General features: G+C 39.9%; 24 protein-coding genes, 2 tRNA genes and 1 other RNA gene. 19 read left to right on the top strand and 8 right to left on the bottom strand.

The window, feature by feature from the left end; translation table 11 throughout:
- Together pgeF and KNQ97_RS14000 are read left to right on the top strand one after the other, a co-directional pair.
- Window positions 1-738 (top strand): peptidoglycan editing factor PgeF, encoded by a 738-nt coding sequence (gene pgeF / locus KNQ97_RS14005; RefSeq protein WP_253612373.1) that lies wholly within the window; start codon window positions 1-3, stop codon window positions 736-738.
- Between the two features lie 220 nt (window positions 739-958).
- Window positions 959-1,510, top strand: coding sequence for a flavodoxin family protein (locus KNQ97_RS14000; RefSeq protein ID WP_000056378.1), 552 nt, complete (start codon window positions 959-961; stop codon window positions 1,508-1,510).
- A gap of 41 nt (window positions 1,511-1,551) precedes the next feature.
- Here the strand turns inward: KNQ97_RS14000 and smpB are convergent, their stop codons facing one another.
- A complete protein-coding gene (smpB, locus tag KNQ97_RS13995) occupies window positions 1,552-2,028 on the bottom strand; it encodes an SsrA-binding protein SmpB (RefSeq protein WP_001029798.1) in 477 nt (158 codons plus the stop codon).
- Window positions 2,029-2,163: 135 nt separating this feature from the next.
- On the opposite strand from smpB, the gene coaD reads away from it, so the two are divergent.
- From coaD to KNQ97_RS13970, 5 genes are all read left to right on the top strand, one after another.
- Entirely contained in the window at window positions 2,164-2,655 is a 492-nt protein-coding gene (gene coaD, locus KNQ97_RS13990) for a pantetheine-phosphate adenylyltransferase (protein ID WP_000047853.1), read from the top strand.
- Window position 2,656: 1 nt separating this feature from the next.
- Window positions 2,657-2,920, top strand: a complete 264-nt coding sequence (locus KNQ97_RS13985) for a YfhL family 4Fe-4S dicluster ferredoxin (protein ID WP_253612372.1) — start codon at window positions 2,657-2,659, stop codon at window positions 2,918-2,920.
- Window positions 2,921-2,947: 27 nt separating this feature from the next.
- Window positions 2,948-3,302, top strand: an RNA gene (gene rnpB / locus KNQ97_RS13980) — RNase P RNA component class A.
- Between the two features lie 64 nt (window positions 3,303-3,366).
- Window positions 3,367-3,443 (top strand) — tRNA-Met (locus KNQ97_RS13975).
- Window positions 3,444-3,592: 149 nt separating this feature from the next.
- On the top strand, window positions 3,593-4,777 hold the full coding sequence (locus tag KNQ97_RS13970) for a porin (RefSeq protein WP_057051807.1): 1,185 nt from the start codon (window positions 3,593-3,595) through the stop codon (window positions 4,775-4,777).
- 52 nt (window positions 4,778-4,829) lie between these two features.
- On the opposite strand, the gene KNQ97_RS13965 is transcribed toward KNQ97_RS13970, so the two are convergent.
- Window positions 4,830-5,810, bottom strand: a complete 981-nt coding sequence (locus tag KNQ97_RS13965; RefSeq protein ID WP_001061609.1) for a LysR family transcriptional regulator — start codon at window positions 5,808-5,810, stop codon at window positions 4,830-4,832.
- 103 nt (window positions 5,811-5,913) lie between these two features.
- Between KNQ97_RS13965 and KNQ97_RS13960 the strand changes: the two genes are divergently transcribed.
- The 7 genes from KNQ97_RS13960 (at window position 5,914) to KNQ97_RS13930 (ending at window position 13,597) form a co-directional block, all read left to right on the top strand.
- On the top strand, window positions 5,914-7,026 hold the full coding sequence (locus KNQ97_RS13960) for a tartrate dehydrogenase (RefSeq protein ID WP_001129656.1): 1,113 nt from the start codon (window positions 5,914-5,916) through the stop codon (window positions 7,024-7,026).
- Between the two features lie 20 nt (window positions 7,027-7,046).
- Window positions 7,047-8,699, top strand: coding sequence for a BCCT family carnitine transporter (locus KNQ97_RS13955; RefSeq protein ID WP_001984224.1), 1,653 nt, complete (start codon window positions 7,047-7,049; stop codon window positions 8,697-8,699).
- An 11-nt stretch (window positions 8,700-8,710) separates the two neighbouring features.
- Window positions 8,711-9,685 carry an alpha/beta hydrolase gene (locus KNQ97_RS13950; protein ID WP_253612371.1) on the top strand — a complete coding sequence of 325 codons (975 nt, stop codon included), beginning with the start codon at window positions 8,711-8,713 and terminating at the stop codon, window positions 9,683-9,685.
- 42 nt (window positions 9,686-9,727) lie between these two features.
- The gene (gene cntA / locus KNQ97_RS13945; RefSeq protein ID WP_187142543.1) at window positions 9,728-10,843 is read left to right on the top strand and encodes a carnitine monooxygenase subunit alpha; all 1,116 of its coding nucleotides are present in this window, start codon (window positions 9,728-9,730) and stop codon (window positions 10,841-10,843) included.
- 64 nt (window positions 10,844-10,907) lie between these two features.
- The gene (locus KNQ97_RS13940) at window positions 10,908-12,359 is read left to right on the top strand and encodes an NAD-dependent succinate-semialdehyde dehydrogenase (RefSeq protein WP_000096957.1); all 1,452 of its coding nucleotides are present in this window, start codon (window positions 10,908-10,910) and stop codon (window positions 12,357-12,359) included.
- Window positions 12,360-12,406: 47 nt separating this feature from the next.
- Entirely contained in the window at window positions 12,407-13,363 is a 957-nt protein-coding gene (gene cntB / locus KNQ97_RS13935) for a carnitine monooxygenase, reductase subunit CntB (RefSeq protein WP_000146428.1), read from the top strand.
- Window positions 13,364-13,520: 157 nt separating this feature from the next.
- Window positions 13,521-13,597, top strand: a tRNA-Met gene (locus KNQ97_RS13930).
- A 43-nt stretch (window positions 13,598-13,640) separates the two neighbouring features.
- Here KNQ97_RS13930 and KNQ97_RS13925 read toward each other — a convergent pair.
- The 6 genes from KNQ97_RS13925 to KNQ97_RS13900 form a co-directional block, all read right to left on the bottom strand.
- Entirely contained in the window at window positions 13,641-14,669 is a 1,029-nt protein-coding gene (locus KNQ97_RS13925) for a hypothetical protein (RefSeq protein ID WP_000139297.1), read from the bottom strand.
- Window positions 14,662-16,287: an NAD+ synthase gene (locus KNQ97_RS13920; protein ID WP_253612370.1), complete on the bottom strand. Its 1,626-nt coding sequence runs from the start codon at window positions 16,285-16,287 to the stop codon at window positions 14,662-14,664. Before KNQ97_RS13920 ends, KNQ97_RS13925 begins: the two co-directional genes overlap by 8 nt.
- 384 nt (window positions 16,288-16,671) lie before the next feature.
- On the bottom strand, window positions 16,672-17,232 hold the full coding sequence (locus KNQ97_RS13915; RefSeq protein ID WP_001048150.1) for a hypothetical protein: 561 nt from the start codon (window positions 17,230-17,232) through the stop codon (window positions 16,672-16,674).
- Window positions 17,233-17,322: 90 nt separating this feature from the next.
- Window positions 17,323-18,183: a pirin family protein gene (locus KNQ97_RS13910; RefSeq protein ID WP_253612369.1), complete on the bottom strand. Its 861-nt coding sequence runs from the start codon at window positions 18,181-18,183 to the stop codon at window positions 17,323-17,325.
- A 170-nt stretch (window positions 18,184-18,353) separates the two neighbouring features.
- On the bottom strand, window positions 18,354-18,806 hold the full coding sequence (hemJ, locus tag KNQ97_RS13905; protein WP_000339889.1) for a protoporphyrinogen oxidase HemJ: 453 nt from the start codon (window positions 18,804-18,806) through the stop codon (window positions 18,354-18,356).
- A gap of 18 nt (window positions 18,807-18,824) precedes the next feature.
- Window positions 18,825-20,054, bottom strand: a complete 1,230-nt coding sequence (locus KNQ97_RS13900; RefSeq protein ID WP_253612368.1) for a beta-ketoacyl-ACP synthase II — start codon at window positions 20,052-20,054, stop codon at window positions 18,825-18,827.
- A 296-nt stretch (window positions 20,055-20,350) separates the two neighbouring features.
- Between KNQ97_RS13900 and KNQ97_RS13895 the strand changes: the two genes are divergently transcribed.
- The 5 genes from KNQ97_RS13895 to KNQ97_RS13875 all read left to right on the top strand — a co-directional run.
- Window positions 20,351-21,676 (top strand): EcsC family protein, encoded by a 1,326-nt coding sequence (locus KNQ97_RS13895; RefSeq protein ID WP_228413878.1) that lies wholly within the window; start codon window positions 20,351-20,353, stop codon window positions 21,674-21,676.
- Window positions 21,677-21,876: 200 nt separating this feature from the next.
- Window positions 21,877-22,251: a 30S ribosomal protein S12 gene (rpsL, locus tag KNQ97_RS13890; RefSeq protein ID WP_000246374.1), complete on the top strand. Its 375-nt coding sequence runs from the start codon at window positions 21,877-21,879 to the stop codon at window positions 22,249-22,251.
- 159 nt (window positions 22,252-22,410) lie between these two features.
- Window positions 22,411-22,881, top strand: coding sequence for a 30S ribosomal protein S7 (gene rpsG, locus KNQ97_RS13885; protein ID WP_001138055.1), 471 nt, complete (start codon window positions 22,411-22,413; stop codon window positions 22,879-22,881).
- A gap of 178 nt (window positions 22,882-23,059) precedes the next feature.
- Window positions 23,060-25,198 carry an elongation factor G gene (gene fusA, locus KNQ97_RS13880; RefSeq protein ID WP_000113824.1) on the top strand — a complete coding sequence of 713 codons (2,139 nt, stop codon included), beginning with the start codon at window positions 23,060-23,062 and terminating at the stop codon, window positions 25,196-25,198.
- Window positions 25,199-25,292: 94 nt separating this feature from the next.
- The coding region (locus KNQ97_RS13875; RefSeq protein ID WP_009586195.1) for a GTP-binding protein at window positions 25,293-25,391 on the top strand (99 nt) is incomplete at its 3' end.

Raw genomic sequence — 25,391 nt, 5'->3', positions numbered from 1 at the left:
ATGGAATTTGTTCAAGGTTTACCTCAAGGCGTATTCGTAGGGCAGACACGAGTTCATCACCCTTTGGCATTACCAGCAGAGCAAACAGAGCTAACAGGTTTTAATCTTGCTTTGCACGTTAAAGACGAAGCTCAGCGTGTCCAGCAGCATCGGATGATGCTGTTAGATGAATTTGCTCAGTTTGGGGTTAAAAAAATGACATGGATGACCCAAACACATAGCACGATTTGCCATACAGTAAATGAACAAATTCCCTTTACAGCTTTAATTGGCGACGGCTTGATTACGCAAACCAAAGGTCATGCGTTAATGATGATGACAGCCGATTGTTTACCAGTCGTGCTTGGTAATGCTGAAGGTACAGAAATTGCTAACTTACATGCAGGTTGGCGAGGTTTAGCGGGAGGTATTATTGAAAATATAGTCGCTGCAATGCAGAGTCCTCCAACATGGGCATGGTTGGGTGCAGCGATTAGTCAACCTTGCTTTGAAATTGGAGCAGAGGTAAAAACTGCTTTTTGTAGTAAATATCCTGAATTGGAAACTGCATTTATTGATGGGGCAGCTCCAAATAAATTTCATGCTGATTTGTATGCAATTGCTCGTTTTATCTTACAGAGCCTAGGAGTTGAAAAAGTTTTAGGGGGAGATCAGTGTTCATACCAACAGCAAGATGAATATTTTTCTTACCGCCGTGATGCTAAAACTGGCCGTATGGCAACTTTTGTTTTTATGTAGTTTTGAAAAATCATATTTCTTCTTAAGGATATGATTGTTGTAATAATACTCTCTTATGTTGTTTAAATTTCAAAATAGCATAAGAGAGTTTTTTATTTTGAATTTTCCCTATTTATTCAAGAAATTAAGGCAAGTACTGAGATTTCATGTTTAGAGAACAAGGTTTAGCAAGTTTTAATAAAATGATAAAATAGAAAAAATCGCTCAAAATATTAAGCTTATGTCTTTGCCTGAAAAACATCTCTCTATTGTCTATCACAGTCCCTATGGTCACACTGCAAAGGTAGCGTCTGCTATCGCAAGTGGTGCCGAAGTGATGGGCGTCAAAGTACATGTGATGAATATTGAGCATATTGATTGGGATGTTTTAGATGCCTCACAGGGCATTATTTTTGGTTCCCCAACTTATATGGGAAGCGTAACTGCCGATTTTAAAAAGTTTATGGATAGTACATCTAAACGTTGGAAAAATCGTTTATGGCAGGGTAAGTTAGCAGCGGGTTTTGCAAATTCGGGCGGTTTAAGTGGTGATAAACTAGCGGTTCTGCAACAACTTAACATTTTTGCGATGCAGCACGGCATGTTGTGGTCAGGTTTACCTTTAATGACAACAGGCCATACTGAAACCGATTTAAACCGTTTATCGAGCTGTTTAGGATTGATGACTCAATCAGATAATGCACCTGTTGAAATTACACCGCCGCAAGGTGATTTAGATACTGCTAAATGGTTTGGTGAATATATTGCTGGGCTTTTATATAGATTAAATTAGTGAAAAATAAAAAAGCCTCTATAAAGAGGCTTTTTAGTCTATTACTTATGAAATATACGTGCTTTATCACGTTGCCAGTCACGTTCTTTTTCAGTCGCACGTTTATCGTGAAGTTGTTTACCTTTCACGAGTGCAATTTCAAGCTTAACCAGATGACCTTTCCAGTAACATGCTAATGGAACGCACGAATAACCTTTTTGGTTCACCGCACCCATAAGCTTTTCAAGTTCACGACGAGATAATAATAATTTTCGTGTACGTGTAGCTTCCGGCACAATATGTGTAGATGCAGAAAGGAGTGGTTGAATCTGAGCACCAAATAAGAATGCTTCACCATTTTTAAAAATGACATAACTTTCTGTCAAACTCATACGACCGGCACGTAAAGATTTTACTTCCCAGCCTAGTAAAGACATGCCAGCTTCAAATTTTTCTTCGATAAAATAATCATGACGGGCACGTTTGTTTTGTGCGATGGTTCCGCCATTATGTTTCTTTACTACTGTTGCTTTCGCCATAATTCAAACTTCCACAATTGTCCCTATTGTGCCGTAAACTGATGCCAAGGTGAAGTTTTTTCCCACATATCAATATTTCGTCTCATGTATAACTTTTGCTAAAATAGGCGCACAATACAATTAGAGTACTAGCGGATGTCTAAAACGCGTGTAATTTATCCTGGAACATTTGACCCTATCACGAATGGGCACGTTGATTTAGTTACTAGAGCATCAAGAATGTTTGATGAAGTTGTAGTAGCGATTGCAATTGGACATCATAAAAACCCTTTGTTCAGCTTAGAAGAAAGAGTTGCACTGGCGCAATCATCATTAGGCCATCTATCAAATGTTGAGTTTGTAGGTTTTGATGGTTTGTTGGTTAACTTTTTTAAAGAACAAAAGGCCACAGCAGTACTTCGTGGTTTAAGAGCAGTTTCTGACTTTGAATATGAATTTCAACTGGCCAATATGAACCGTCAGCTTGATCCACATTTCGAGGCGGTGTTTTTAACACCTTCTGAACAGTATTCTTTTATTTCTTCGACATTAATTCGAGAAATTGCTCGTTTAAAAGGAGATGTAACCAAGTTTGTTCCGCAAGCTGTGGTTGAAGCCTTTGAACGTAAACATCAACAAGGTTGGTAACGTGTCGTTATATATCACTGATGAATGCATAAACTGCGATGTTTGTGAACCAGTTTGCCCCAATGAGGCGATCTTTATGGGCGAAGTGATTTATGAAATCGATCCTGATTTATGTACAGAGTGCGTTGGTCACCATGACCAGCCACAGTGCCAATTATTTTGTCCAGTAGACTGTATTCCAAAAGATCCGCAGCATGAGGAAACGGAAGAACAGTTACTCGACAAATATAAAAGATTAATTGCTCAAAAAAGCACAAGCAATTAGTCAATAAATTTGTTAATATGCGCCCTCGAAGTGAGCTGGATGGTCGCTGCTGTGGAAGTCTCCGTGACTGAAGCAGGAGAGGAAAGTCCGGGCTTCATAGGGCAGGGTGCCAGGTAACGCCTGGGCGGTGAAAGCCGACGGAAAGTGCAGCAGAGAGTAGACCGCCTCATTCGTGAGGTAAGGGTGAAAGGGTGCGGTAAGAGCGCACCGCGTGTCTGGTAACAGTTCACGGCATGGCAAACCCCACCAGAAGCAAGACCAAATAGGAATCCTAGGTGCGGCCCGTACTGGATTCGGGTAGGTCGCTTGAGCGTATGAGTGATTGTACGCCTAGAGGAATGACCATCCTCGACAGAACCCGGCTTATAGGCTCACTTCACCTCATTTTATTGAAAATTTTTCTTGACGCGCGGTTAAGAAGCTAAGATAATGCGCGCACAGTTTACGGCTATGTAGCTCAGTTGGTTAGAGCACCGCACTCATAATGCGGGGGTCACAAGTTCAAGTCTCGTCATAGCCACCATTTTACAGACCACGCTCCTGCGTGGTCTTTTTTTATGCTTGTTTTTTTGATTAAACACAGTTTGTAAAGACCGACTTCATACTTCTGGCATTGTTTGTCTAAGCCAATTTCTTCATGTTCTTATAACACTTAACAAGGATGTTGAAGACATGAAAAGGTCATTATTATTTTTAGGAATTCTAAGTTTAACTGCTGGAGCACAAGTCTCTGCAGCTGATTTGAGTTGGGGTGATCCAACTTTAGATTCGGGTCAATTTAAAGTATCTGGTGCAGTACGTTCTCGCTATTTACATAAAGATTATGTGGTCGAGGCCAATGAAGGTTCCCAAAATGATGACTGGCGACTTACTGATATTAAATTAGTGTTAGGTTATGAAAACCCAAACTGGATTGCAGGAGCAGATGCTCGCTGTTATCAATATGATCGCTTGTGTGATGCGATTTTTCTAAAAAAAGCTTGGGTAGGGTATAAGTTATCTGACCAACAAAGAGTCACGGCAGGTTTGCAGCCTGTTGATTTTGGCTTTGGTGAATTTTGGGGAAGTAGTTATTACGAAACGCTTTTAAATACCGTTGGTTTAGAAGATATTGATAATCTGGGGATTAAATATAAATTTGCAGATGACAAATACAATTTAACCTTAGGATTCTATCCAACTGATGGAGGAAATTATAAGGGGACATCAAAAGACTCAAGCCGATATAGTGGTAATTTCATTGAAGCTGATGATTTAACTACAGGAACCAATATTGAAGAAAAAAATATGTGGATTGCTCGAGCTTCTAGAAAATTTGAGCTTGATAAAGCTCAAAAACTTTCGACCGAGTTAGGTGGTTCAGTTTGGTATTCTGATTTAGAAAATAAAAGAACAGACGAAGATGGACACCGCAAATCATGGAATGTATTTGCTCAAACGCAATATCAAGCATGGCAATGGATGTTCTTAGCAGGTAAGCAAGATGTCACTAATGGCGATAATTTATTGCCAAATAGCTCAACCATTGGAGCATTTGATTACCCGTATCAAGTTGCTAACAAAGGAAAATATCTGGTCAATGAAATTAACTATACCTTTGCTCAGCCATTCCACAAACTTGAAAATATTAAGCCCTATATCTCTCATAGCCGCTTTTTCAAAGATGAGGATGGATATAAAGACTCTGAGCGTTTAATTGCAGGCGTTTATTTTAATTACAAAGCCATTGGTATTCAGGGTGAATATATTATGAGTAAAAATGATCCAATGGTTGGTGGTGGGGCGAATGGCCTTGCACAAGGTAGCAGTAATGATTGGGATAAACTGTTTTATCTTTCAATTGGATATTATTTCTAGAAGTTAAAAGTAAACTATTGCCCTAAGTGAACAGGCCCACTTAGGGCTTTTTTTATAGAAAGACTTTTTCAGGCGGTGGCTCTCGTTTGACGGCTGGTGAAATAAGTTGTCCACGGCTTAGGTTTTGCACATGCTGTAAACGATTGAGCAATTCGTTTTGAATAAACAAAATACAGGTTTGCAGTTTGGAGGAGCTTTTGAGTCGTGATGGATAAACTGCCCAGACATCTGCATCTTGCCAGTACTCAGGCAAAATATGCTGAAGTTGGCCGGTAATCAATTCATCTGCAACATCCCAAATCGAACGGAAAATAATACCGTGACCTTCTATGGCAAGTTGATGAATAATTTCGCCGTTATTTGAAACAAAGCGGGGTTTGATATGCACTGAGACATCTTCGGAAGCATGCCTAAATTTCCATAAAACCGAGGATTGGTCGCGTTCACTAATTGTTAAACAGTCATGTGTTTGCAAATCTTCAATACTGTCAGGTACGCCGTGTTTAAGTAAATAACTCGGTGACGCGCACAAAATACGAAAATTAGAAGCCAGCTTCTTCGCAATCATATTGGGTGCAATTTCATTACCAATTCTAATGTCTAAATCAATACTGTGTTGAATCAGGTCTTTGGTATTGTCGATGGTATCAAAATGAATCTGTAGCTTTGGATACAGCATCATTAATTTAGACAAAATTGGTGCGACATGTTTTCTGCCAAAACCAAAGCTACTAATAATATCCATACGACCCGTAGGTGTACTGAGCGGGTTATTGACCAGTTCGCAGACTTCATCAAATTCTTCAAGAATATTTGAAACTCTCTCAAGTATGAGTTTGCCATCTTCTGTCAGGCTAACGTGACGCGTGCTGCGATGAAAAAGTTTGCAGCTCAACGTGTTTTCTAGAATATTAATTCGCTTGCTAATAAAAGCTGGCGATGTCCCGAGTTCCTCAGCAGATTCGACAAAACTTTTTAGTTTGGCGACTGTGCAAAAAACCTTTAAATCCGATAGGTTAGGTAGATTATTCACGATCCGTGTCCATTGGAGTGATAGTTCTGTTGTTGATCATTTTTGCTTAAAACATCATGTTTAAGCCATACAAGGATATTAGTCGAAGGTGTGAAGGAAGCTTATGGCAAAAAGATATAAAGTTGCCACGATTGCAGGCGATGGCATTGGTTTAGAAGTTCTACCAGAAGGTATTAAGGTTGTAAAGGCAGCAGCAGAGAAGTACGGCATTGATCTTCAGTTAGATGCTTTCGATTGGGCAAGCTGCGATTACTACCTTGAACACGGCAAAATGATGCCAGATGACTGGTTTGAAACTTTGCAGGGCTACGATGCAATTTATTTTGGCGCTGTAGGCTGGCCAGATAAAGTGCCTGACCATATTTCGCTTTGGGGTTCGCTGCTCCAGTTCCGTCGTGGTTTTGACCAATATGTAAATTTACGTCCAGTGCGCTTAATGCCGGGTGTGAAATGTCCATTGGTAGGTAAAAAACCAGGCGATATCGACTTCTACGTGGTTCGTGAAAATAGTGAAGGTGAATACTCAGCGATTGGCGGTAAAGCTTTTGAAGGAACAGACCGCGAGTTTGTTTTACAAGAAGCCGTATTTACACGTCATGGCGTAGATCGAATTTTGCGTTATGCATTTGAGTTTGCAAATCAGCGAGATGCGAAAAAAATTACCGCAGCGACCAAGTCAAATGGTATTGCAGTGAGCATGCCGTACTGGGATGAGCGCGTTGATGCGATGGCAAAACAGTATCCACAAATTCAAGCTGATAAACAGCATGTTGATATTTTAGCGGCTCGTTTTGTTTTACAACCTGAACGCTTTGATGTGGTTGTGGCATCAAATTTATTTGGCGATATTCTTTCCGATTTAGGTCCTGCATGTACGGGAACCATTGGTTTAGCGGCATCGGCAAATTTAAACCCAGAAAGAAAATTTCCATCACTGTTTGAACCTGTCCATGGTTCAGCACCAGATATTTACGGTAAACAAATTGCCAACCCAATCGCTGCGATCTGGTCGGGTGCCATGATGTTCGAATTCTTTGGTGAAGAAGACGAGCGCTGTATCCAAGCGGGTCAAGATATTATGCAGGCGATTGAGAATGTATTAATTAATGGCCCAAAAACAGCCGATATCGGCGGTCAGGCAAAGACTTATGAGGTAGGAGATGCAATTGCATCATGTGTAGCCCAAACTAAAATGGACGTATTCGCTATGGAATAACGCCATCCAAAAATGGATGTATGGATATGGATAATCAAAACACAAAAATTTATACGGATAAATTTCTTGCCGTAACCAGCTTACTGTTTGTATTTATTTCAGTTGCTGGTTTGGCGATTTATTCGCAAGAATCGATAAAGATTGCTGCAACATGGATGCAGTGGACGACATCGGTATTTACAACCCCAGTATTACTGTTTGCTTTTTTAGCCATTATTTTTACTTTTGGTCTTGCCTTTAGTAAATACGGAAAAATTAAGCTTGGAGAAGGAAAACCTCAATACAGCACAATGTCATGGATTTTTATGTTCATCTTGTCGGGTATTGGGTCTTCTACATTGTACTGGGGCTTTTTGGACTGGGCCTACTATTATCAAACTCCGGGTTTGAGCTTACCGCCTGAGTCAGCAGAAGCATTGAAATATAGTGTGGCTTACTCGTTTTTTCACTCTGGCTTAAGTGCTTGGGCAATTTATGCTTTGGCATCAATTTCTTTGTGCTACAGCTACCATGTGAGAAAAAATAAGGGTTTAAGTCTAGCTTCAGTGATTGAGGCTGTGACAGGCTTTAAATCAACTGGCGTGGTTGGTCGTTTAGTCGACTTAATGTTCTTGCTTTGCATGTTCGGTGCATTGACGATTTCATTGGTACTCACTGCCGTGACATTTACCAATATTTTGTCTCAGCTCACAGGCATTCCAAATACCTTTATGACCAAGGTTATCATTATTTTGGCAGTTTCAGTTCTGTTCGCACTCAGTTCATATGTAGGTATGGACAAGGGCATGCAGCGTTTAAGCCATATGGTGTGCTTGGGTGTAGTGCTATTTGCAATTTATGTACTTTGCTTTGGTCCGACTCAATTCATTTTGAATAATTCATTAATGAGTTTCGGGTTAATGGCAACCAACTTTGTCGATATGAGCTTGTTTACTGATCCAATGGGTGACGGCAAGTTTACCCGTGAATGGACTGTTTTCTACTGGTTATGGTGGATTTCATATGCACCAGGTGTGGCACTCTTTGTAACGCGTGTTTCTAAAGGCCGTACTATTAAAGAAGTGATCTTTGCCATGGTCATTGGTGGCAGTGTCGGTCTTTGGTTCATCTTTGGTGTGTTTGAAAACTATAGTGTTTATAGCTTTATTCATGGAGCTGTAAATGTGCCGCAAATCTTAAGCCAACAAGGTGGTGAGGTTGCGATTGGTCAATTGCTTAGCCTGTTACCTGCCGGAAAACTCATGATGTGGATTTTCCTCGGCATTATGGTGGTGTTCTTGGCAGCACACATGGATGCAGTCGGGTATGCGGTTTCAGCAACATGTACACGCGGTTTAAGTGAAGGGCAAGATCCATCGCCAAATGCACGTTTGTTCTGGTGTGTCATGCTGACCTTAGTTCCAATTGCCATGATCTTTAGTAAAGCACCATTAGACACCATGAAAACGGCAACTATTGTGACGGCTTTACCATTCATCGTGATTATTCTGATTCAGACCTATGGCTTAGTGAAATGGCTCATACAGGATTATGCCAAAGTCCCATCACATTTAATTGAGCAACAAGGTTATGATGATCAGGAAATTGGTTTAAACCAGACTCAAGATGAACATGCAAAACGGATGCAGCTTGAGCTTGCAAGCTCAATCAAACTGGATAGAAAAACCAGCTAGAGGGAATGGTAATGACGACATATGAACAGGCTACTTATGCCTTAAGTGAAGAAATGCAAAGCCTTGTGTATTGGAGCAGCATTTATTCACCAGCAGATGCAGATATTGACTCAGTCCGTGCGGCATATGATGCCATGTGCCGACACTACACTTTGCCACGTGATGACAAGTTAGATGTAGAAGATCGAGTGATTGCAAATGAAGAGCATCCTGTGCCTGTTCGTGTGTATTTACCAAAAACAAATCGACCTGAGTCTGGTTGGCCATGTGTGTTGTATCTACATGGTGGTGGTTGGATGGTGGGTGGACTCGATTCACATGAGTTTATTACCAGTTATTTGTGTAAGGACTTAAATGCGGTTGTTATTAGTGTGGATTACCGCTTGGCTCCAGAGCATCGTTTTCCAGCAGCCTTTGAAGATTGTTTAGCAGTCTATCACTGGCTTAAACAACATGGTTCAGCTTGGCAAATCGATAGTGAAAATATCGTTCTAGCAGGTGATAGCGCAGGCGGTAATTTAGCAGCAGCTCTTGCAGTGGAGCTACAACATAGTGGTTTGCAAGCTCAAGGGCTGGCATTGGTTTATCCATGTTTAACGACAGCATTTGATACCCCATCCGCACAAAAGCACGCCCATGCGCCATTGTTAACAACAGAAGATATGCATTTTTATTTAAAGGAATATGCACCGAATTCACAAGATTGGCAGGATTTACATCTAGCACCTTTATTGGCAACTGATTTTTCAGATATGCCTACAAGTTTTGTGGCTGTTGCAGAATATGACCCTTTAAGTGATGACGGTTACCTCTTTACCCAAAAACTGGAACAAGCAGGCATCCCTAACGAGTTTCATTTAGGTAAAGGTTTATTACATGGCAGTTTACGTTTGATGCGTGACTGTCCGGAAGTTCAACATTTATATCAAAACATGCTAAGTGCAATACGTCGCATGTTGAGCAGTGCCGAAAAGACATCAATTTAATATCGAGTCATTTGGACGAAAAGAATTTAATGGAGTAAAAACATGAGTGCAGTTGAAAAATTACCTGAAGATTTTTGCGCAAACCCAGATGTTGCATGGACTTTCCCTAAAGTTTTCTATACTTCATCTCAAGTTTTTGAGCACGAGAAAGAGGCAATCTTTGCTAAAAGCTGGATTTGCGTTGCACATGGTAGTGAGTTGGCTCAGCCAAATGACTATATTACCCGTAAAGTAATTGGTGAAAATATTGTCATCATTCGTGGTAAAGATAGTGTTCTACGCGCATTTTATAATGTGTGTCCGCACCGTGGTCATGAACTTTTAAGCGGTAGTGGTAAAGCAAAAAATGTAATTACCTGCCCATATCATGCATGGACGTTTAAGCTAGACGGTAGCTTGGCATTGGCACGTAACTGTGACCACGTTGAATCTTTCGATAAAGAAAACTCAAGCATGGTGCCTTTAAAAGTCGAAGAATATGCAGGTTTCGTATTTATTAATATGGATGAAAATGCGACTTGTATAGAAGACCAGCTCCCGGGCTTTGCTGAACGTTTAAATCAGGCATGTGGTGTGATTAAAGATTTAAAATTGGCAGCACGCTTTGTGACAGAAACACCAGCAAACTGGAAAGTGATTGTTGATAACTACATGGAATGCTACCACTGTGGACCTGCACATCCAGGCTTTGCTGACTCTGTACAAGTCGATAAATACTGGCACACAACGCATCAAAACTGGACATTGCAATATGGTTTTGCACGTTCATCTGAGAAGTCATTCAAACTTGATCCATCAGTAACAGATCCTGAGTTTCATGGTTTCTGGACTTGGCCTTGCACCATGTTCAACGTACCACCAGGCAGCAACTTCATGACAGTTATTTATGAATTCCCTGTTGATGCAGAAACAACTTTGCAGCATTACGATATTTACTTTACGAACGAAGAACTGACTCAAGATCAAAAAGATTTGATTGAGTGGTATCGCAATGTATTCCGCCCGGAAGATTTGAACTTGGTAGAGAGCGTACAACGTGGATTGAAATCACGTGGTTATCGTGGTCAAGGCCGTATCATGACTGACAAGCAACGTTCTGGTATCAGTGAGCATGGTATTGCTTACTTCCAACATCTTGTGGCGCAGTACCATCAATAAAAACAAAGGGATTTATTCAGGTGTAAACATGACTTACACCTGATTCTTCATTTAGGAAGACGATATGTCGAGTTTACAAAGTACTGAACTATTTCAGCAACAAGCCTATATTAATGGGCAATGGCTAGCTGCACAGTCAAATGCCACGGTTCCGGTGAGTAACCCAGCTACAGGCGAAGAAATTGGCACAATTCCTAATATGGGAGCAGCGGAGGCAACCCAAGCAGTTGAAGCTGCCTATACGGCTTTACAAAGTTGGAAAGCTTTAACGGCCCAAAACCGTGCTGATATCTTATTGGCTTGGCATAAACTGGTTCTCGATCATACCGATGAACTTGCTTTAATCATGACCATTGAGCAAGGCAAGCCTTTAGCAGAAGCAAAAGGTGAGGTCCGCTATGCTGCATCATTTATTCAATGGTTTGCCGAAGAAGGCAAGCGTATTTATGGTGATGTGATTCCAACCGTAAATAACCAGCAGCGCTTTATTATTAGTAAAGAACCTGTGGGTGTGGTGGCTGCGATTACGCCGTGGAATTTCCCAATTGCCATGATTACCCGTAAAGCAGCGCCAGCTTTAGCAGCGGGTTGTACGGTCGTGATTAAGCCAGCCAATGAAACACCTTACTGTGCATTAGCGATTGCAAAGCTTGCAGAAAAAGCAGGTATTCCAGCTGGTGTGATTAATGTTGTTACTGGTAAATCTCAAGAAATTGGCTCGGTATTTACTTCACATGAAAAAGTGAAGAAGTTAACTTTTACTGGTTCAACGCCAGTGGGCCGTTTATTGATGCAGCAGTGTTCAAGCACCATTAAAAAATTGGCGCTTGAGTTGGGTGGAAATGCTCCTCTGATTGTGTTTGATGATGCCGATTTAGATAAAGCTGTACAAGGCGCGATTTTTGCCAAGTTCCGTAATGCAGGCCAGACCTGTGTTTGTGCTAACCGCATTTATGTACATGACAATATTTATCAAGCTTTTGCCGAGAAGTTTGTACAAGAAGTACAAAAGTTTAAAGTCGGTAATGGACTTGAAGATGGCGTACAAATTGGCCCATTAATTAATGAAAAGGCAGTTTTGAAAGCACAGCAGTTAATTGATGATGCAGTGAGCAAAGGCGCTAAGATTGCCTGTGGTGGTAAGCAGCATGCTTTAGGACAAACCTTTTATGAACCATCAGTTTTAACTAACGTTGACCGTACAATGGAAATTGTCCAAGAAGAAATTTTTGGTCCAGTTGCGCCGCTCATTCGCTTTACAGATGAAGCAGATGTGGTTGCTCAAGCAAATGACACTATCTTCGGTTTGGCAGCGTATGTTTATAGCGAAAATATTTCACGTTTATGGCGAGTGTCAGAACAGCTTGAATATGGAATGGTCGGTATGAATGCCACTGCAATTTCAAATGAAGTTGTACCATTTGGCGGTGTGAAACAATCAGGTGTTGGGCGTGAAGGCTCAAAATATGGTCTTGAAGAATTCATGACCATTAAATACATGTGTTTAGGGCTTTAAGGATAAGCCCTAACAACAAAAATATGCGGTAAAAGAAGGATTCTAATATGGCGAGTCATTATGAAATGTTCCCAGCGGTTGTTACTCGTGTGGAACAGCTAACCCCTTTAATCAAACGGTTTACGTTCAAACGTCAAGATGGGCAGAACTTTCCTCGATTTAGTGGGGGAAGCCATATTATTGTCAAAATGAATGAACAACTTTCCAATGCCTACTCATTGATGAGCTGTACGCAAGATTTATCAACTTACCAAGTCTGCGTTCGTAAGGATGTGGAAGGTAAGGGCGGATCAGTTTTCATGCATGATCAGTGCAATGAAGGCTGTGAAATCCAGATTTCAGAACCAAAAAATTTATTTCCATTAGCTGAAACAGGCAATAAACATATCTTGATAGCTGGTGGTATTGGTATTACACCATTCTTACCTCAAATGGATGAGCTGGCAGCACGTGGAGCAGAGTATGAGCTGCACTATGCTTACCGTTCACCTGAACATGCAGCTTTACTTGATGAGCTAACACAGAAACATGCAGGGCATGTATTTAGTTATGTTGACTCAGAAGGCAGCATGCTTAATTTAGACGAATTAATTTCATCGCAACCAAAAGGCACACATGTATATGTATGTGGACCTAAACCTATGATTGATGCTGTGATTGATTGTTGTAACAAGCACCGTTACCGCGATGAATACATTCATTGGGAACAATTTGCCTCAACAGTTCCTGAAGATGGTGAAGCATTTACGGTGGTACTTGCCAAATCTAATCAGGAAATTGAAGTACAAAGTAACCAGACTATTTTACAAGCCATCGAGACATTAAATATTGATGTGGAATGTCTATGCCGAGAAGGGGTTTGTGGTACATGTGAAACCGCTATCTTAGAAGGTGAAGCAGAACACTTCGATCAATACTTAAGTGATGCTGAAAAAGCTTCACAAAAGAGCATGATGATTTGTGTATCAAGAGCAAAAGGCAAAAAATTGGTATTAGATCTTTAATATATTTCTGTGGCCGATCAATTGCTTAAAGTAAGAATTTGCTAAAAAATGAACAAATAATGGTGATCTGAATCATATTTGTTCATTTGGTGGGCATAAAGAGTTTTGAAGTATTGACCTGCTATACAGAACTATAGATAATGCGCACACAGTTTACGGCTATGTAGCTCAGTTGGTTAGAGCACCGCACTCATAATGCGGGGGTCACAAGTTCAAGTCTCGTCATAGCCACCATTTTAAAAACCACGCTCCTGCGTGGTTTCTTTTTATCTATTTTTTACTCACTAAAATGTTTTTCAATTATATCGAGTGTTTTTGAGCTTTGATAAAAAGGAGCTAAGAGCGCTTGAAGTAACGGTTCCAAAATACCGTGCTCATTAAAGGCATCCATAACTTTTGGATAAAAACGTAAAGCTTCAGTTTGTAAGTCAGTTTCGGATAAACCAATTGCACTTAATACTTCAAATAAACTCTGATCTTTATAAAAATCATAAAAAACTTCGACACCATACAAAATAAGACCTTGCATAAATTGTGACTGTCGTAATTCTTTCCAGTATTCATAAATTAAAACAAAGAACTCCTCAACATCGAGAGGAGTGAGCTGTTTCATAAACTCATAAATTTTTTTATGTCTAATATCTTCCCAGATATGACGTACTAAGCTTTCTAAATCTTCAGCCGATAAAAGGCTTAATTCTGTCAGTTGTTCATGAATAAAGCTGGCAATCCACGTTTCAAGCTTATGCTCAAGACGTTGTTGCTGTAAAAAAGAGAATTTTTTGAGTTTATGTTGCCATTCAAAATGGTAGTCATCCACTCTAGAGGCCGTTAGAAATTTAGGTAATTTTTGTTCTAAGGTTGAAGTGGCAATATATTGGCAAAGTTGTTGAACAGAAGGGCTAGTTCTTAAAAACTGATTGAGATAATGTGGAATATGCTCCATTTCCAAAAACTTGGAAAGCCACATTTCAAACTGGTGATCGGATACCAAGTCTTGTAGCTGAACTGGAGATTTCATGGCAGATAAATAAATACGCTGTGCAATTTCCCCAATAAACTCAAGCAAGCCTGCACCAAGCTGCATTTCAAAAGCATAGCGTTTCACAACGGCTTGTAATTGTTCTAAATCCACAACTTCATAAAGTTTAATTTCATCGGCATGTTGCATAAAAAGCTGAATAAATTGCCGGAAATAAATAGGTGAGTTTTCTATAGATAATTGTTTTTTGAAAAATTCCACCTGCTCAAGCAAAAGTGCTTGAGCAAGTGCTGTAGTTTTTGATGAGTTTTTCTGCTCAGTCATTCGCTGTCCAACCGTTGACAATCGGATAACGTCGTTCGCGACTAAATGCACGAGAAGTAATTCTCGGGCCAATCGCACCTTGACGACGTTTATATTCATTACGATCAACTAAACGGATGACTTTTTCAACAACTTCTTTATCAAAACCTTTGGCAATAATGTCTGCCTGACCTAAATCTTCTTCAATGTATGCATAAAGGATAGCATCCAATACATCATACGCTGGTAAAGAGTCTTGGTCTTTTTGATCTGGACGCAGTTCTGCTGAAGGTGGGCGAGTAATTACACGCTCAGGAATAACCGGAGTTTCACTTAAGCTATTACGGTATTTTGCTAATTCAAACACGATTGTTTTATAAACATCTTTGAGAACAGCAAAGCCACCCACCATGTCACCGTAAAGTGTGCAATAGCCAACTGAAAGTTCAGATTTATTACCTGTAGAAAGAACTAAATTACCAAACTTGTTAGATAAGCCCATAAGCAATGTGCCACGAGCGCGCGCTTGTAAATTTTCTTCAGTCGCATCGGCTGGTGAATTACCAAAGAACGGATACAAAGTTTGCATGAAGCTATTTACGATTGAATGAATTTCGGCAATACCGAAAGTCACGCCCATACGGCGAGCTTGTTCCGCTGCATCTTCTACACTAATTTGAGAAGTGTAAGTATATGGCATCATCACAGCTTGAACTCTCTCTGCACCGATTGCATCAACTGCGATAGCAAGCGTAAGGGCAGAGTCAATACCACCAGAAAGACCTAAAATTACTCCAGGAAAACCTGAGCGTTCTACATAGTCACGTGTTGCCATGACTAGGCCTTGATAGATCTCTGCAAAAGTTTCTAATGCAGGAGCAGACTCGACAACTTTATATAATTTTGTATCGCGGTCAAATTCAGCAACATAGAGATCTTCTTTAAAGCTAGGTGCTTGTAAAGCAATTTCACCATTTTGATTGCTGACAAAACTTGTACCATCAAAAATTAAATCATCTTGTCCACCAACTTGGTTAACATAAACAATATTTAAATGAAGCTGCTTTGCAAGCTCACTTAATGTCTGTTTACGATGCTGTGGTTTACCCACTTCATATGGCGATGAATTAAGCACAAGTACAGTATCAACATTTAATTGGCTTAATTGTTTTACTGTATTGATTGACCAGATATCTTCACAAATGAGTACACCAAACTTATGGCCTAAGTACTCAAATACCAAGTGCTGATGGCCTTTTTGGAAATAACGTTTTTCATCAAAAACGCCATAGTTTGGCAAGTTATGTTTATTGAAGACACCTAAAACCTGACCGTCTTTCATGACAGCAGCTGAATTATAGCGTTGGCCATCTTCTGTCTGGTTTACGAAGCCGAAAACCATCACAATATCTTTAACTTCACTAAGTTGAGCAAAAGCCTTTTGTATCCGCTTATTTAAATTTGGACGTAACAATAAGTCTTCAGCTGGATAACCAATCACAGAAAGCTCAGGAAAAATAATCAGGTCAGCGTCTTGTTTTTTCGCCTGATTTGCTTGCTCAATCATCTTTTGGGTGTTTGAGTCAATATTGCCAATATGCGGAGAAAACTGAGCAAGGGCAACTTTAAAACTTTTCATTCAAACCTAATCCTAGATCATAACGAATATAAATACACATATTGTTGATTTTTATGGATATAATTTTTCAACGATGTGTATAGCACGATAATAAACACGTAAAATAGTAAACAAAAATGTCAAGATCAATAATATATACCAATCACATATTTTCTGCGTAAAAATAACGAGATTTTCTGTATACAATAGAAACAAGCTTCATTATTTTTATTGTTTGTATACTGCCTTATCGCTCAAAAATTTGAAATAAGTTTTTATACTTATTTTCAATAATTTGACATTAATAAATTCAGATCTCAACTTTATTTTTATGTTTTTTGTTTATCAAATTTCTATTGATAAGTTAGCAAAAAAGTTACGTTGAAAACAAACTGGATTATTTGGTTACAAATCAAGTTGAGGTAAACAAATGATATTTGGCAGTTTACCTGAACAGATATCTCTAGCAATTTCTCCTTGCTGCTCAATATTGTAAGAACTAAATGCTTTCTGAGGATGATAAGTATATTTATAAGGATTGTAATATTTAAAGCTCAGATAGTAGGCGGATTGTAGTAACGCACCTTTTAGTAATACATGAATACCTCGTTGGTATTGCATAACATGAGCTAGCTCATGAATAAAAATCCCTTGTATGAATTTAGACTCTAGCGCGTAATTACTGCTGTAGTCAGAAAGATTGACGTATATATTCCCATTTGGAGCCATCAAAATTCCATGCGCTTGCCACGGTAAGTAACGAGTAGCAATAATTTTAGGACGTTCACAATCTAGCAAACTCCCAAACACCCTTTGTGCTAAAGCTTTTTCTTCAGGTGTAAGAAATCGAATTGGATAGCTTTTTAAGTGACGAAATATAAAAAGGGTGAAAATAATAAATTGTCGATATATGACAATTTTAAAAGCGTTGAGAGTGAACATAGTTTTGCTAATAAATAAGTTCATCTATTGGTTTGTAGCATAACATACATCAACTATGTTGAAAGACAGACGCAAATAACTGTCATTTGTTTCTCATGCGGCAGCTGGTCTGTTTTACTTGGCAAATCTTCCATTTTTAATATCATCATAGGCTTGTAAAATCTCATCATAAGTATTCATTACAAATGGACCATGACCATTAATCGGTTCTGCGATGGGGTGTCCTGTCAAAATAAGTAATTTGCAACTTTGCAGGGCAGTAATAGAGAAATGCTCTCCTTGGTTTGACATGACTGCTAGGCCTTGTTCCTCTAGAACGTCTTCATCTTTTTGAAATTGTGCCCGACCTGAACGTAAATAAACTAAAGCTGTTTCACCAGATTGAGCAGGGAAGGCAGTTTGTTGACCTGCCTGAAGCTCTACATCTAATACGGTAATAGGAGTGTGAGTGAGGGCAGGGCCCATAACATGCTTAAACTGCCCTGCAATAATACGTACAAATCCAGCTTCATTTTCCAGTTCCACCATCGGTATTTCAGCTTTCTTTAAACTTTGATAGCGCGGAGAGTTCATTTTATTTGCTGCTGGTAAATTGACCCAAAGTTGAATCATTTCAAAAGGACCACCAGATCGAGAATACTCTTCACTAAACAATTCCCGATGAATCACACCAGAGGCTGCGGTCATCCATTGCACATCGCCAGCACTTATAAATCCACCTCCACCAGATGAATCTTTGTGTTCTAGTTCACCTGCATAAACAAGTGTTACCGTTTCGAATCCACGATGGGGATGATCATTAACTCCTCTACGTTTCATAGAAGGTGCAATTTTTCCGGGACCTAAATGGTCGAGTAGTAAGAAGGGTGAGAGGGTATTGCCTAACTCATGGTAAGAAAAAACAGAAAGAACTGGATAAAAATCACCGACCGCAAAGCGAGTATCGTTACGATGAATAAAAGCCAGACTTTTCATGCTTTATCCTTTCTGTTGATTGAATTTATAAAAAAGATGAGATGTTTTTATAAGAATGTATTAAGACTGGTATAAAAGTCTTTTGCTCTGAATAATAAATTATGAATAGGTTGAGTCAGTAAAATGTATAAGAGAATGAGATGAGAGTCCTAGATAATAAAAAACCCCAGTTAAAACTGAGGTTTTACAACAACTAAAATCACAACAGCAAATAAAATTAAGGTTGGCATTTCATTAAAGAAACGCCAGAACTTATGTGATTTGTAGTGAGCATTTCCAATAAGCTTTTTGCGATAGTAACCACAAACTAAATGGTAGATCACTAATAAAGCCACTAATCCAACTTTTAGATAAAACCAAGTGGCTTCATGGTAATGTCTAGTTGCATCCCCCCAATCTACGAGAAAGTGAGCAGTAATTAATGTGGCAATCATAGATGGCCACATAATACCTCGATACAACTTACGTTCCATTACTTCAAAGCGTTGATGGCTTGTAGCATCATCACTCATTGCATGATAAACATAAAGACGTGGTAAGTAGAACAAAGCAGCGAACCAACAAACCACAGCAATAATATGTAATGCTTTTACCCACAAAAAGGCATCAGAAGGTGCATCCATCGATAATCCTACGCGGGATTATGTATCCCACTTCTTGAAAATTAGGCAAGCGTTAACACCGCCAAAGCCAAAACTGTTACTCATTACAGTATTCAATTTTGTATCACGTTTTTCAAGCACAATATCAAAGCCTTCCGTACCTTCATCAAGCTCAGTCACGTTGATGTTTGGCGCGATAAAGTCATTTTGAAGCATTAATACAGAGTAAATTGCTTCATGAACACCAGCAGCACCTAAGCTGTGACCAGTCATAGATTTAGTCGAGCTAAGAGGTGGAACTTTACCTTCACCAAAAGCACGTTCCATCGCTTTAAGCTCAGTCACGTCACCTGCTGGTGTAGAAGTACCATGTGTATTTACATAGTCAATTTTATCTACGCCGTGTTGTTTCGCTTCTTCAAGAGCCATCAAGATACAGCGAGTTGCACCTTCACCACTTGGAGCTACCATGTCAGCACCGTCACTGTTTGCAGCATAAGCAACAACTTCAGCAAGAATATTTGCACCACGTGCTTGAGCATGTTCAAGAGATTCAAGAACAACGAAACCGCCACCGCCAGCAATAACGAAACCGTCACGGTCTTTAGAATATGGACGAGATGCTGTTTCAGGTGTGTCGTTGTATTTAGAACACAAAGCACCCATTGCATCAAACAATAGGCTTTGAGACCAGTGATCTTCTTCACCACCACCAGCAAGCATAAGATCTTGTTTGCCTAGAGCGATAAGGTTATATGCATAACCAATTGCGTCTGCAGAAGTTGCACAAGCACTTGCAATTGAGTGAGCAATACCTTGAAGTTTAAATGCTACACCCACGTTTGCAGTGATTGTATTTGTCATGTTACGTGGAACAAAGAAAGGACCAACTTTACGAGCACCTTTAGTTTCTAAAAGCTCAGTCATTTCTACAACAGAAGCAGTTGAACCACCGCCTGAACCACCAGCAATACCATAACGTGGATTATCTGCTAAATCTTCTGCTTTTAAGCCAGCATGTTCAACAGCTGCAACAGCAGAGTTATAAGCGTACATTGCACATACGCCCATGAACCGTTTTAATTTACGATCAATATTGTCAAAATCTTGTTCTGCCGCAGCGCTGACATGACTTTTAAAATTGAGTTCAGCATAAGTTGGGTTAAAACGTGTCCCGGAGATTCCATTTTTAAGTGAATGAGTAACTTCTTCTAAAGAGTTACCGATACATGAGTTAATACCCATACCAGTGATTACAACACGTTTCATCTACAGGTCCCTTTATGGTGATATTTAAAGTCTATGATCATGAGCAGCTATTAAATGATAGGAGAATATAGCTGTAAGAACAGTAGACCCATGTTTTCGTTGCTACCATGATAGCAGAAAGGTTTTTTATTTCTTATGGCAAATCTTTATGTCAATTTTGCATTTAAAAAAAATAACCAAATACACAGTATGTTGCATTTAGGGTTAACTAAAATACACACATTCAAGTTGAGATAAATCCACATTCCACCTAGTATTTATCTCTAATTAGATAAATTAAAAAATCGAGGTACTGGATGACAAAATTTAATAATAATCAATCTGACAATTTGTTTTCTCAGGTCTTCGGAGTGGCTAAAAAGCTCAGTTCTACTGGTTTAAACATCTTGCAGCAAAGTCAAATTGGTGAGGTAAGTAAATTGGTTGAGCCACTTTCAAATGGCAAAACAGTAGAAGGTAATGCCAGAAATAAAAGTCCGTTTGAAGTGGAGCAGTATGAAAGCCCACAACAAATGTTACGTGAACATTTACCTAAAGTTACTCGTCAGGTATTTGGACGCCATTTTAGAAAGGTCAATGGTATCGCTACATTTATTTCACCTGACTGGAATGAAAAAATATCAAGCTATTTATTTGATTGGTTGAATGACTTTAGTTCGAAAAGTACGTTAACTGAAAAAATTTTAGAAGAAGCGGGGGCCAAAGACTTATTTGAGCTTACAAAAGATACCTCACGCTCCCAACGTTTAAGCCAGGCACTTATTGAACAAAATAAATTGATTGCCAGTATTCAAGGTGCAATTACGGGCGTATCTGGAATGGTTGGAGCAGCCGTAGATATTCCAGTTTCATTGGTCCTAGTTTTAAGAACAATTTACCAAACAGGTAGATCACACGGCTTTGATTTAACCGAAGCAACTGACCAAGACGTTGTTGAATTTATTTTTAAAGAAGTTGATATCAGCTTAATTGCGGAAAAGCAGACTTTACTCTTGGCACTGAAAGCCTTACGAAATATGTTGGAGACTCAAGACATTCAACAGTTCCAGCAAGTACTTGGCTCTTCAAATGATATTGAAACCTTAAAAAGCTGGTTAGTTGATGAAAATGGTGAGTTTAAATGGAACTGGTTAAATAAAGTTCCGCAACTTGCTGTGGTAGGCAAGTTTACTCCAGTAGCTGGTGCAGTGCTTAGTGCTGTTTATAGTTGGAAGTTACAAGAAGATGTAGGCCATAAGGCACAAGCTATTTTCGGTGCAGCAAGACATTATTTAAATGAACATCCAAATGAGCATTTATCACCATTACAGGCGTACTACGCGGCGGTAACTCTAATTCAAAAAGCGAGTCCACGTCTTTTAAATGTGGGTGAAAATGGTAGTGTTCATGCTACACAGCATCATAAAATTGAAAATCATGATGTAATTTCAAAAGTATCTGTTGTGGTCAAATCAAATACTTCTGAAAAAAGCGAAGAGAAAGTTCAAGAAAATGTTCACCAAGGAATTGAGCATCTTGCAGAGAAACATGTAGTTGAACATGAACATAGTGAACAAAAGCCAGCATTAGAGCCTGAAAGTGAAGAAAATGATGACGTTATAGAGGGGCAAAAGTACTCTTAACAATACAATTACAAAGGTAGGGTTTGAAAACTAAATTTCACCCCTATTTAAATTTGTAAATAATCCTGTCAATCATTGATATGGTCAACATTTGGCAACTGCTGCCATGTTGACCATTTTTGCATCTTGGCTTACAATTATGTGCCCTTAAAAAGAGGTGTTTTCTTTTTAAGGTTTTTTAATAACGGGAGAATTGCCATATGGCAACAACGAATCAGTTGATCCGTAAGGGTCGTACGACTTTGGTTGAAAAATCCAAAGTTCCTGCGTTGAAGGCTTGTCCACAACGTCGTGGTGTTTGTACACGTGTTTATACAACTACACCTAAAAAACCTAACTCAGCTATGCGTAAGGTTTGCCGTGTTCGCTTAACTTCAGGTTTTGAAGTATCTAGCTACATCGGTGGTGAAGGCCATAACTTACAAGAGCACAGTGTTGTTCTTATCCGTGGTGGTCGTGTTAAAGACTTACCGGGTGTACGTTACCATACCGTTCGTGGTTCTTTAGACTGTGCTGGTGTTAAAGATCGTAACCAATCACGTTCTAAATACGGTGCTAAACGTCCTAAGAAGTAATTCTGGGAAACTAGTCCAAAAGCCCTTTAGCGTTTCGCTTGTTTGAATTCTTCATAGATTTGTAATTCAAGCGACGTATAGTAAGGCCAGCGTCGTGTACATGACACTTGTACAAACTGCTGGATCATCCTGAAGTGTCATATTATTAGGTGTATTAAAATGCCAAGACGTCGCGTAGTCGCTGCTCGTGAGATCCTTCCAGATCCTAAATTTAGCAGCCAAACAATCGCTAAATTCATGAACCACGTAATGCAAGATGGTAAAAAATCTATTGCTGAAAGTATCGTTTACGGTGCTTTAGAACGCGTTCAAGAAAAAAACAAAGTAGACCCAGTTGAGTTTTTCGAGACTACTCTTGAAAAAGTTCGTCCTATGGTCGAAGTAAAAGCACGCCGTGTTGGTGGTGCTACTTATCAAGTACCTATGGAAGTACGCCCATCCCGTCGTACTGCCTTAGCAATGCGTTGGTTAGTAGATGCTGCTGCTAAGCGTTCTGAAAAAACTATGGCTTTACGTCTTGCTGGCGAGTTGCTTGATGCAGCTGAAGGCAAAGGTGCTGCGATCAAAAAACGTGAAGACGTGCACCGTATGGCAGAAGCTAACAAAGCCTTCTCTCACTACCGTTTCTAAGCGGATAAAACAGTCCCTAATCAGGAGAATACTCATGCATACAGTAGCTAGATTCAACATTGCTCTCTACCAAAGTGGGGGCTTTGCGGGTATTTAAGTTGCCCCGCTTGAGTATTCGTGCGCATCAATTTAATTGGTGCGCCCTGTTTTAAAGATAACATTTAGGAATGTAGACATCATGGCTCGCCAAACCCCAATTACTCGTTACCGTAACATCGGTATCTCTGCGCACATCGACGCAGGTAAAACAACTACAACTGAACGTATTTTGTTCTACACAGGTGTATCTCACAAAATTGGTGAAGTACACGACGGTGCAGCAACAATGGACTGGATGGAACAAGAGCAAGAGCGTGGTATTACAATTACCTCTGCTGCAACAACTTGTTTCTGGTCTGGTATGGGTAACCAATTCCCACAACACCGTATCAACGTAATTGATACACCGGGACACGTTGACTTCACAATCGAAGTTGAGCGTTCTATGCGTGTTCTTGACGGTGCTTGCATGGTTTACTGTGCAGTTGGTGGTGTACAGCCTCAGTCTGAAACTGTATGGCGTCAGGCTAACAAATATAAAGTGCCTCGTTTAGCATTCGTGAACAAGATGGACCGTACTGGTGCAAACTTCTTCCGTGTTGTTGAACAAATGAAAACACGTCTTGGTGCGAATCCTGTGCCAATCGTTGTGCCAATCGGTGCTGAAGACACATTCACTGGTGTAGTTGACCTTATCGAAATGAAGGCAATTATCTGGGATGAAGCTTCTCAAGGTATGAAGTTCGAATACGGCGAGATTCCAGCTGACCTAGTTGATACTGCTCAAGAATGGCGTACAAACATGGTTGAAGCTGCTGCTGAAGCTTCTGAAGAGTTAATGGACAAGTACCTTGAAGAGGGTGATCTTTCTAAAGAAGACATCATCGCAGGTTTACGTGCTCGTACATTAGCTTCTGAAATCCAAGTAATGCTTTGTGGTTCTGCATTCAAGAACAAAGGTGTTCAACGTATGTTGGACGCTGTAATTGAATTCTTACCATCACCTACAGAAGTTAAAGCGATCGAAGGTATCCTTGACGATAAAGACGAAACTAAAGCGTCTCGTGAAGCATCTGACGAAGCTCCGTTCTCTGCGCTTGCGTTCAAAATCATGAACGACAAATTCGTAGGTAACTTAACATTCGTACGTGTTTACTCTGGTGTTCTTAAACAAGGTGATGCTGTTTATAACCCAGTTAAATCTAAGCGTGAACGTATCGGTCGTATCGTGCAAATGCACGCAAACGAACGTCAAGATATTGATGAAATCCGTGCAGGTGATATCGCAGCGTGTGTAGGTCTTAAAGACGTTACTACTGGTGATACATTATGTGATGAGAAAAACATCATTACACTTGAACGTATGGAATTCCCAGATCCAGTAATTCAGTTAGCGGTTGAACCAAAAACTAAAGCTGACCAAGAAAAAATGTCTATCGCTTTAGGCCGTTTGGCTAAAGAAGACCCTTCATTCCGTGTTCACACTGATGAAGAATCTGGTCAGACAATTATTGCTGGTATGGGTGAGCTTCACCTTGACATCATCGTTGACCGTATGAAGCGTGAATTCGGTGTTGAAGCGAATATCGGTAAACCAATGGTTGCTTATCGTGAAACGATTAAGAAAACTGTTGAGCAAGAAGGTAAATTCGTACGTCAAACAGGTGGTAAAGGTAAATTCGGTCACGTATATGTTCGTTTAGAACCGCTTGACGTTGAAGCTGCTGGTAAAGAATACGAATTCGCTGAAGAAGTTGTTGGTGGTGTAGTACCTAAAGAATTCTTCGGTGCAGTTGACAAAGGTATTCAAGAACGTATGAAGAATGGTGTCTTGGCTGGTTACCCAGTTGTAGGCGTTAAAGCTGTTCTTTTTGACGGTTCTTACCACGATGTCGACTCTGACGAATTGTCGTTCAAAATGGCTGGTTCTTACGCATTCCGTGATGGTTTCATGAAAGCAGATCCTGTTCTTCTTGAACCTATCATGAAAGTTGAAGTTGAGACTCCAGAAGACTACATGGGCGATATCATGGGTGACTTAAACCGTCGTCGTGGTATGGTTCAAGGTATGGACGATCTTCCTGGTGGAACAAAAGCAATTAAAGCAGAAGTTCCACTTGCTGAGATGTTTGGTTACGCGACTCAAATGCGTTCTATGTCTCAAGGTCGTGCGACATACTCAATGGAATTTGCTAAATATGCTGAAACTCCACGTAACGTGGCTGAAGGCATCATCGCTAAATTCCAAGCTGGCGGTAAAAAAGGTGACGACGAGTAATCTTTCGATTACTATAAGCCCTAACTAATTCTTAGTTAAAAACCAAGTGCTCATGGAGCGACCCTCCATGAGTAGTTAATAAAGGAAGATCATCATGGCTAAAGCCAAGTTTGAACGTAATAAACCACACGTAAACGTGGGTACAATCGGTCACGTTGACCATGGTAAAACAACTTTAACTGCTGCGATTGCA

This window comes from Acinetobacter sp. UC24323, assembly GCF_024151445.1.
Classification (GTDB): Bacteria; Pseudomonadota; Gammaproteobacteria; order Pseudomonadales; family Moraxellaceae; genus Acinetobacter; species Acinetobacter baumannii.
The sequence above is the reverse complement of the archived record's forward strand: the minus strand, read 5'-3'. Positions and strand labels throughout refer to the sequence as shown.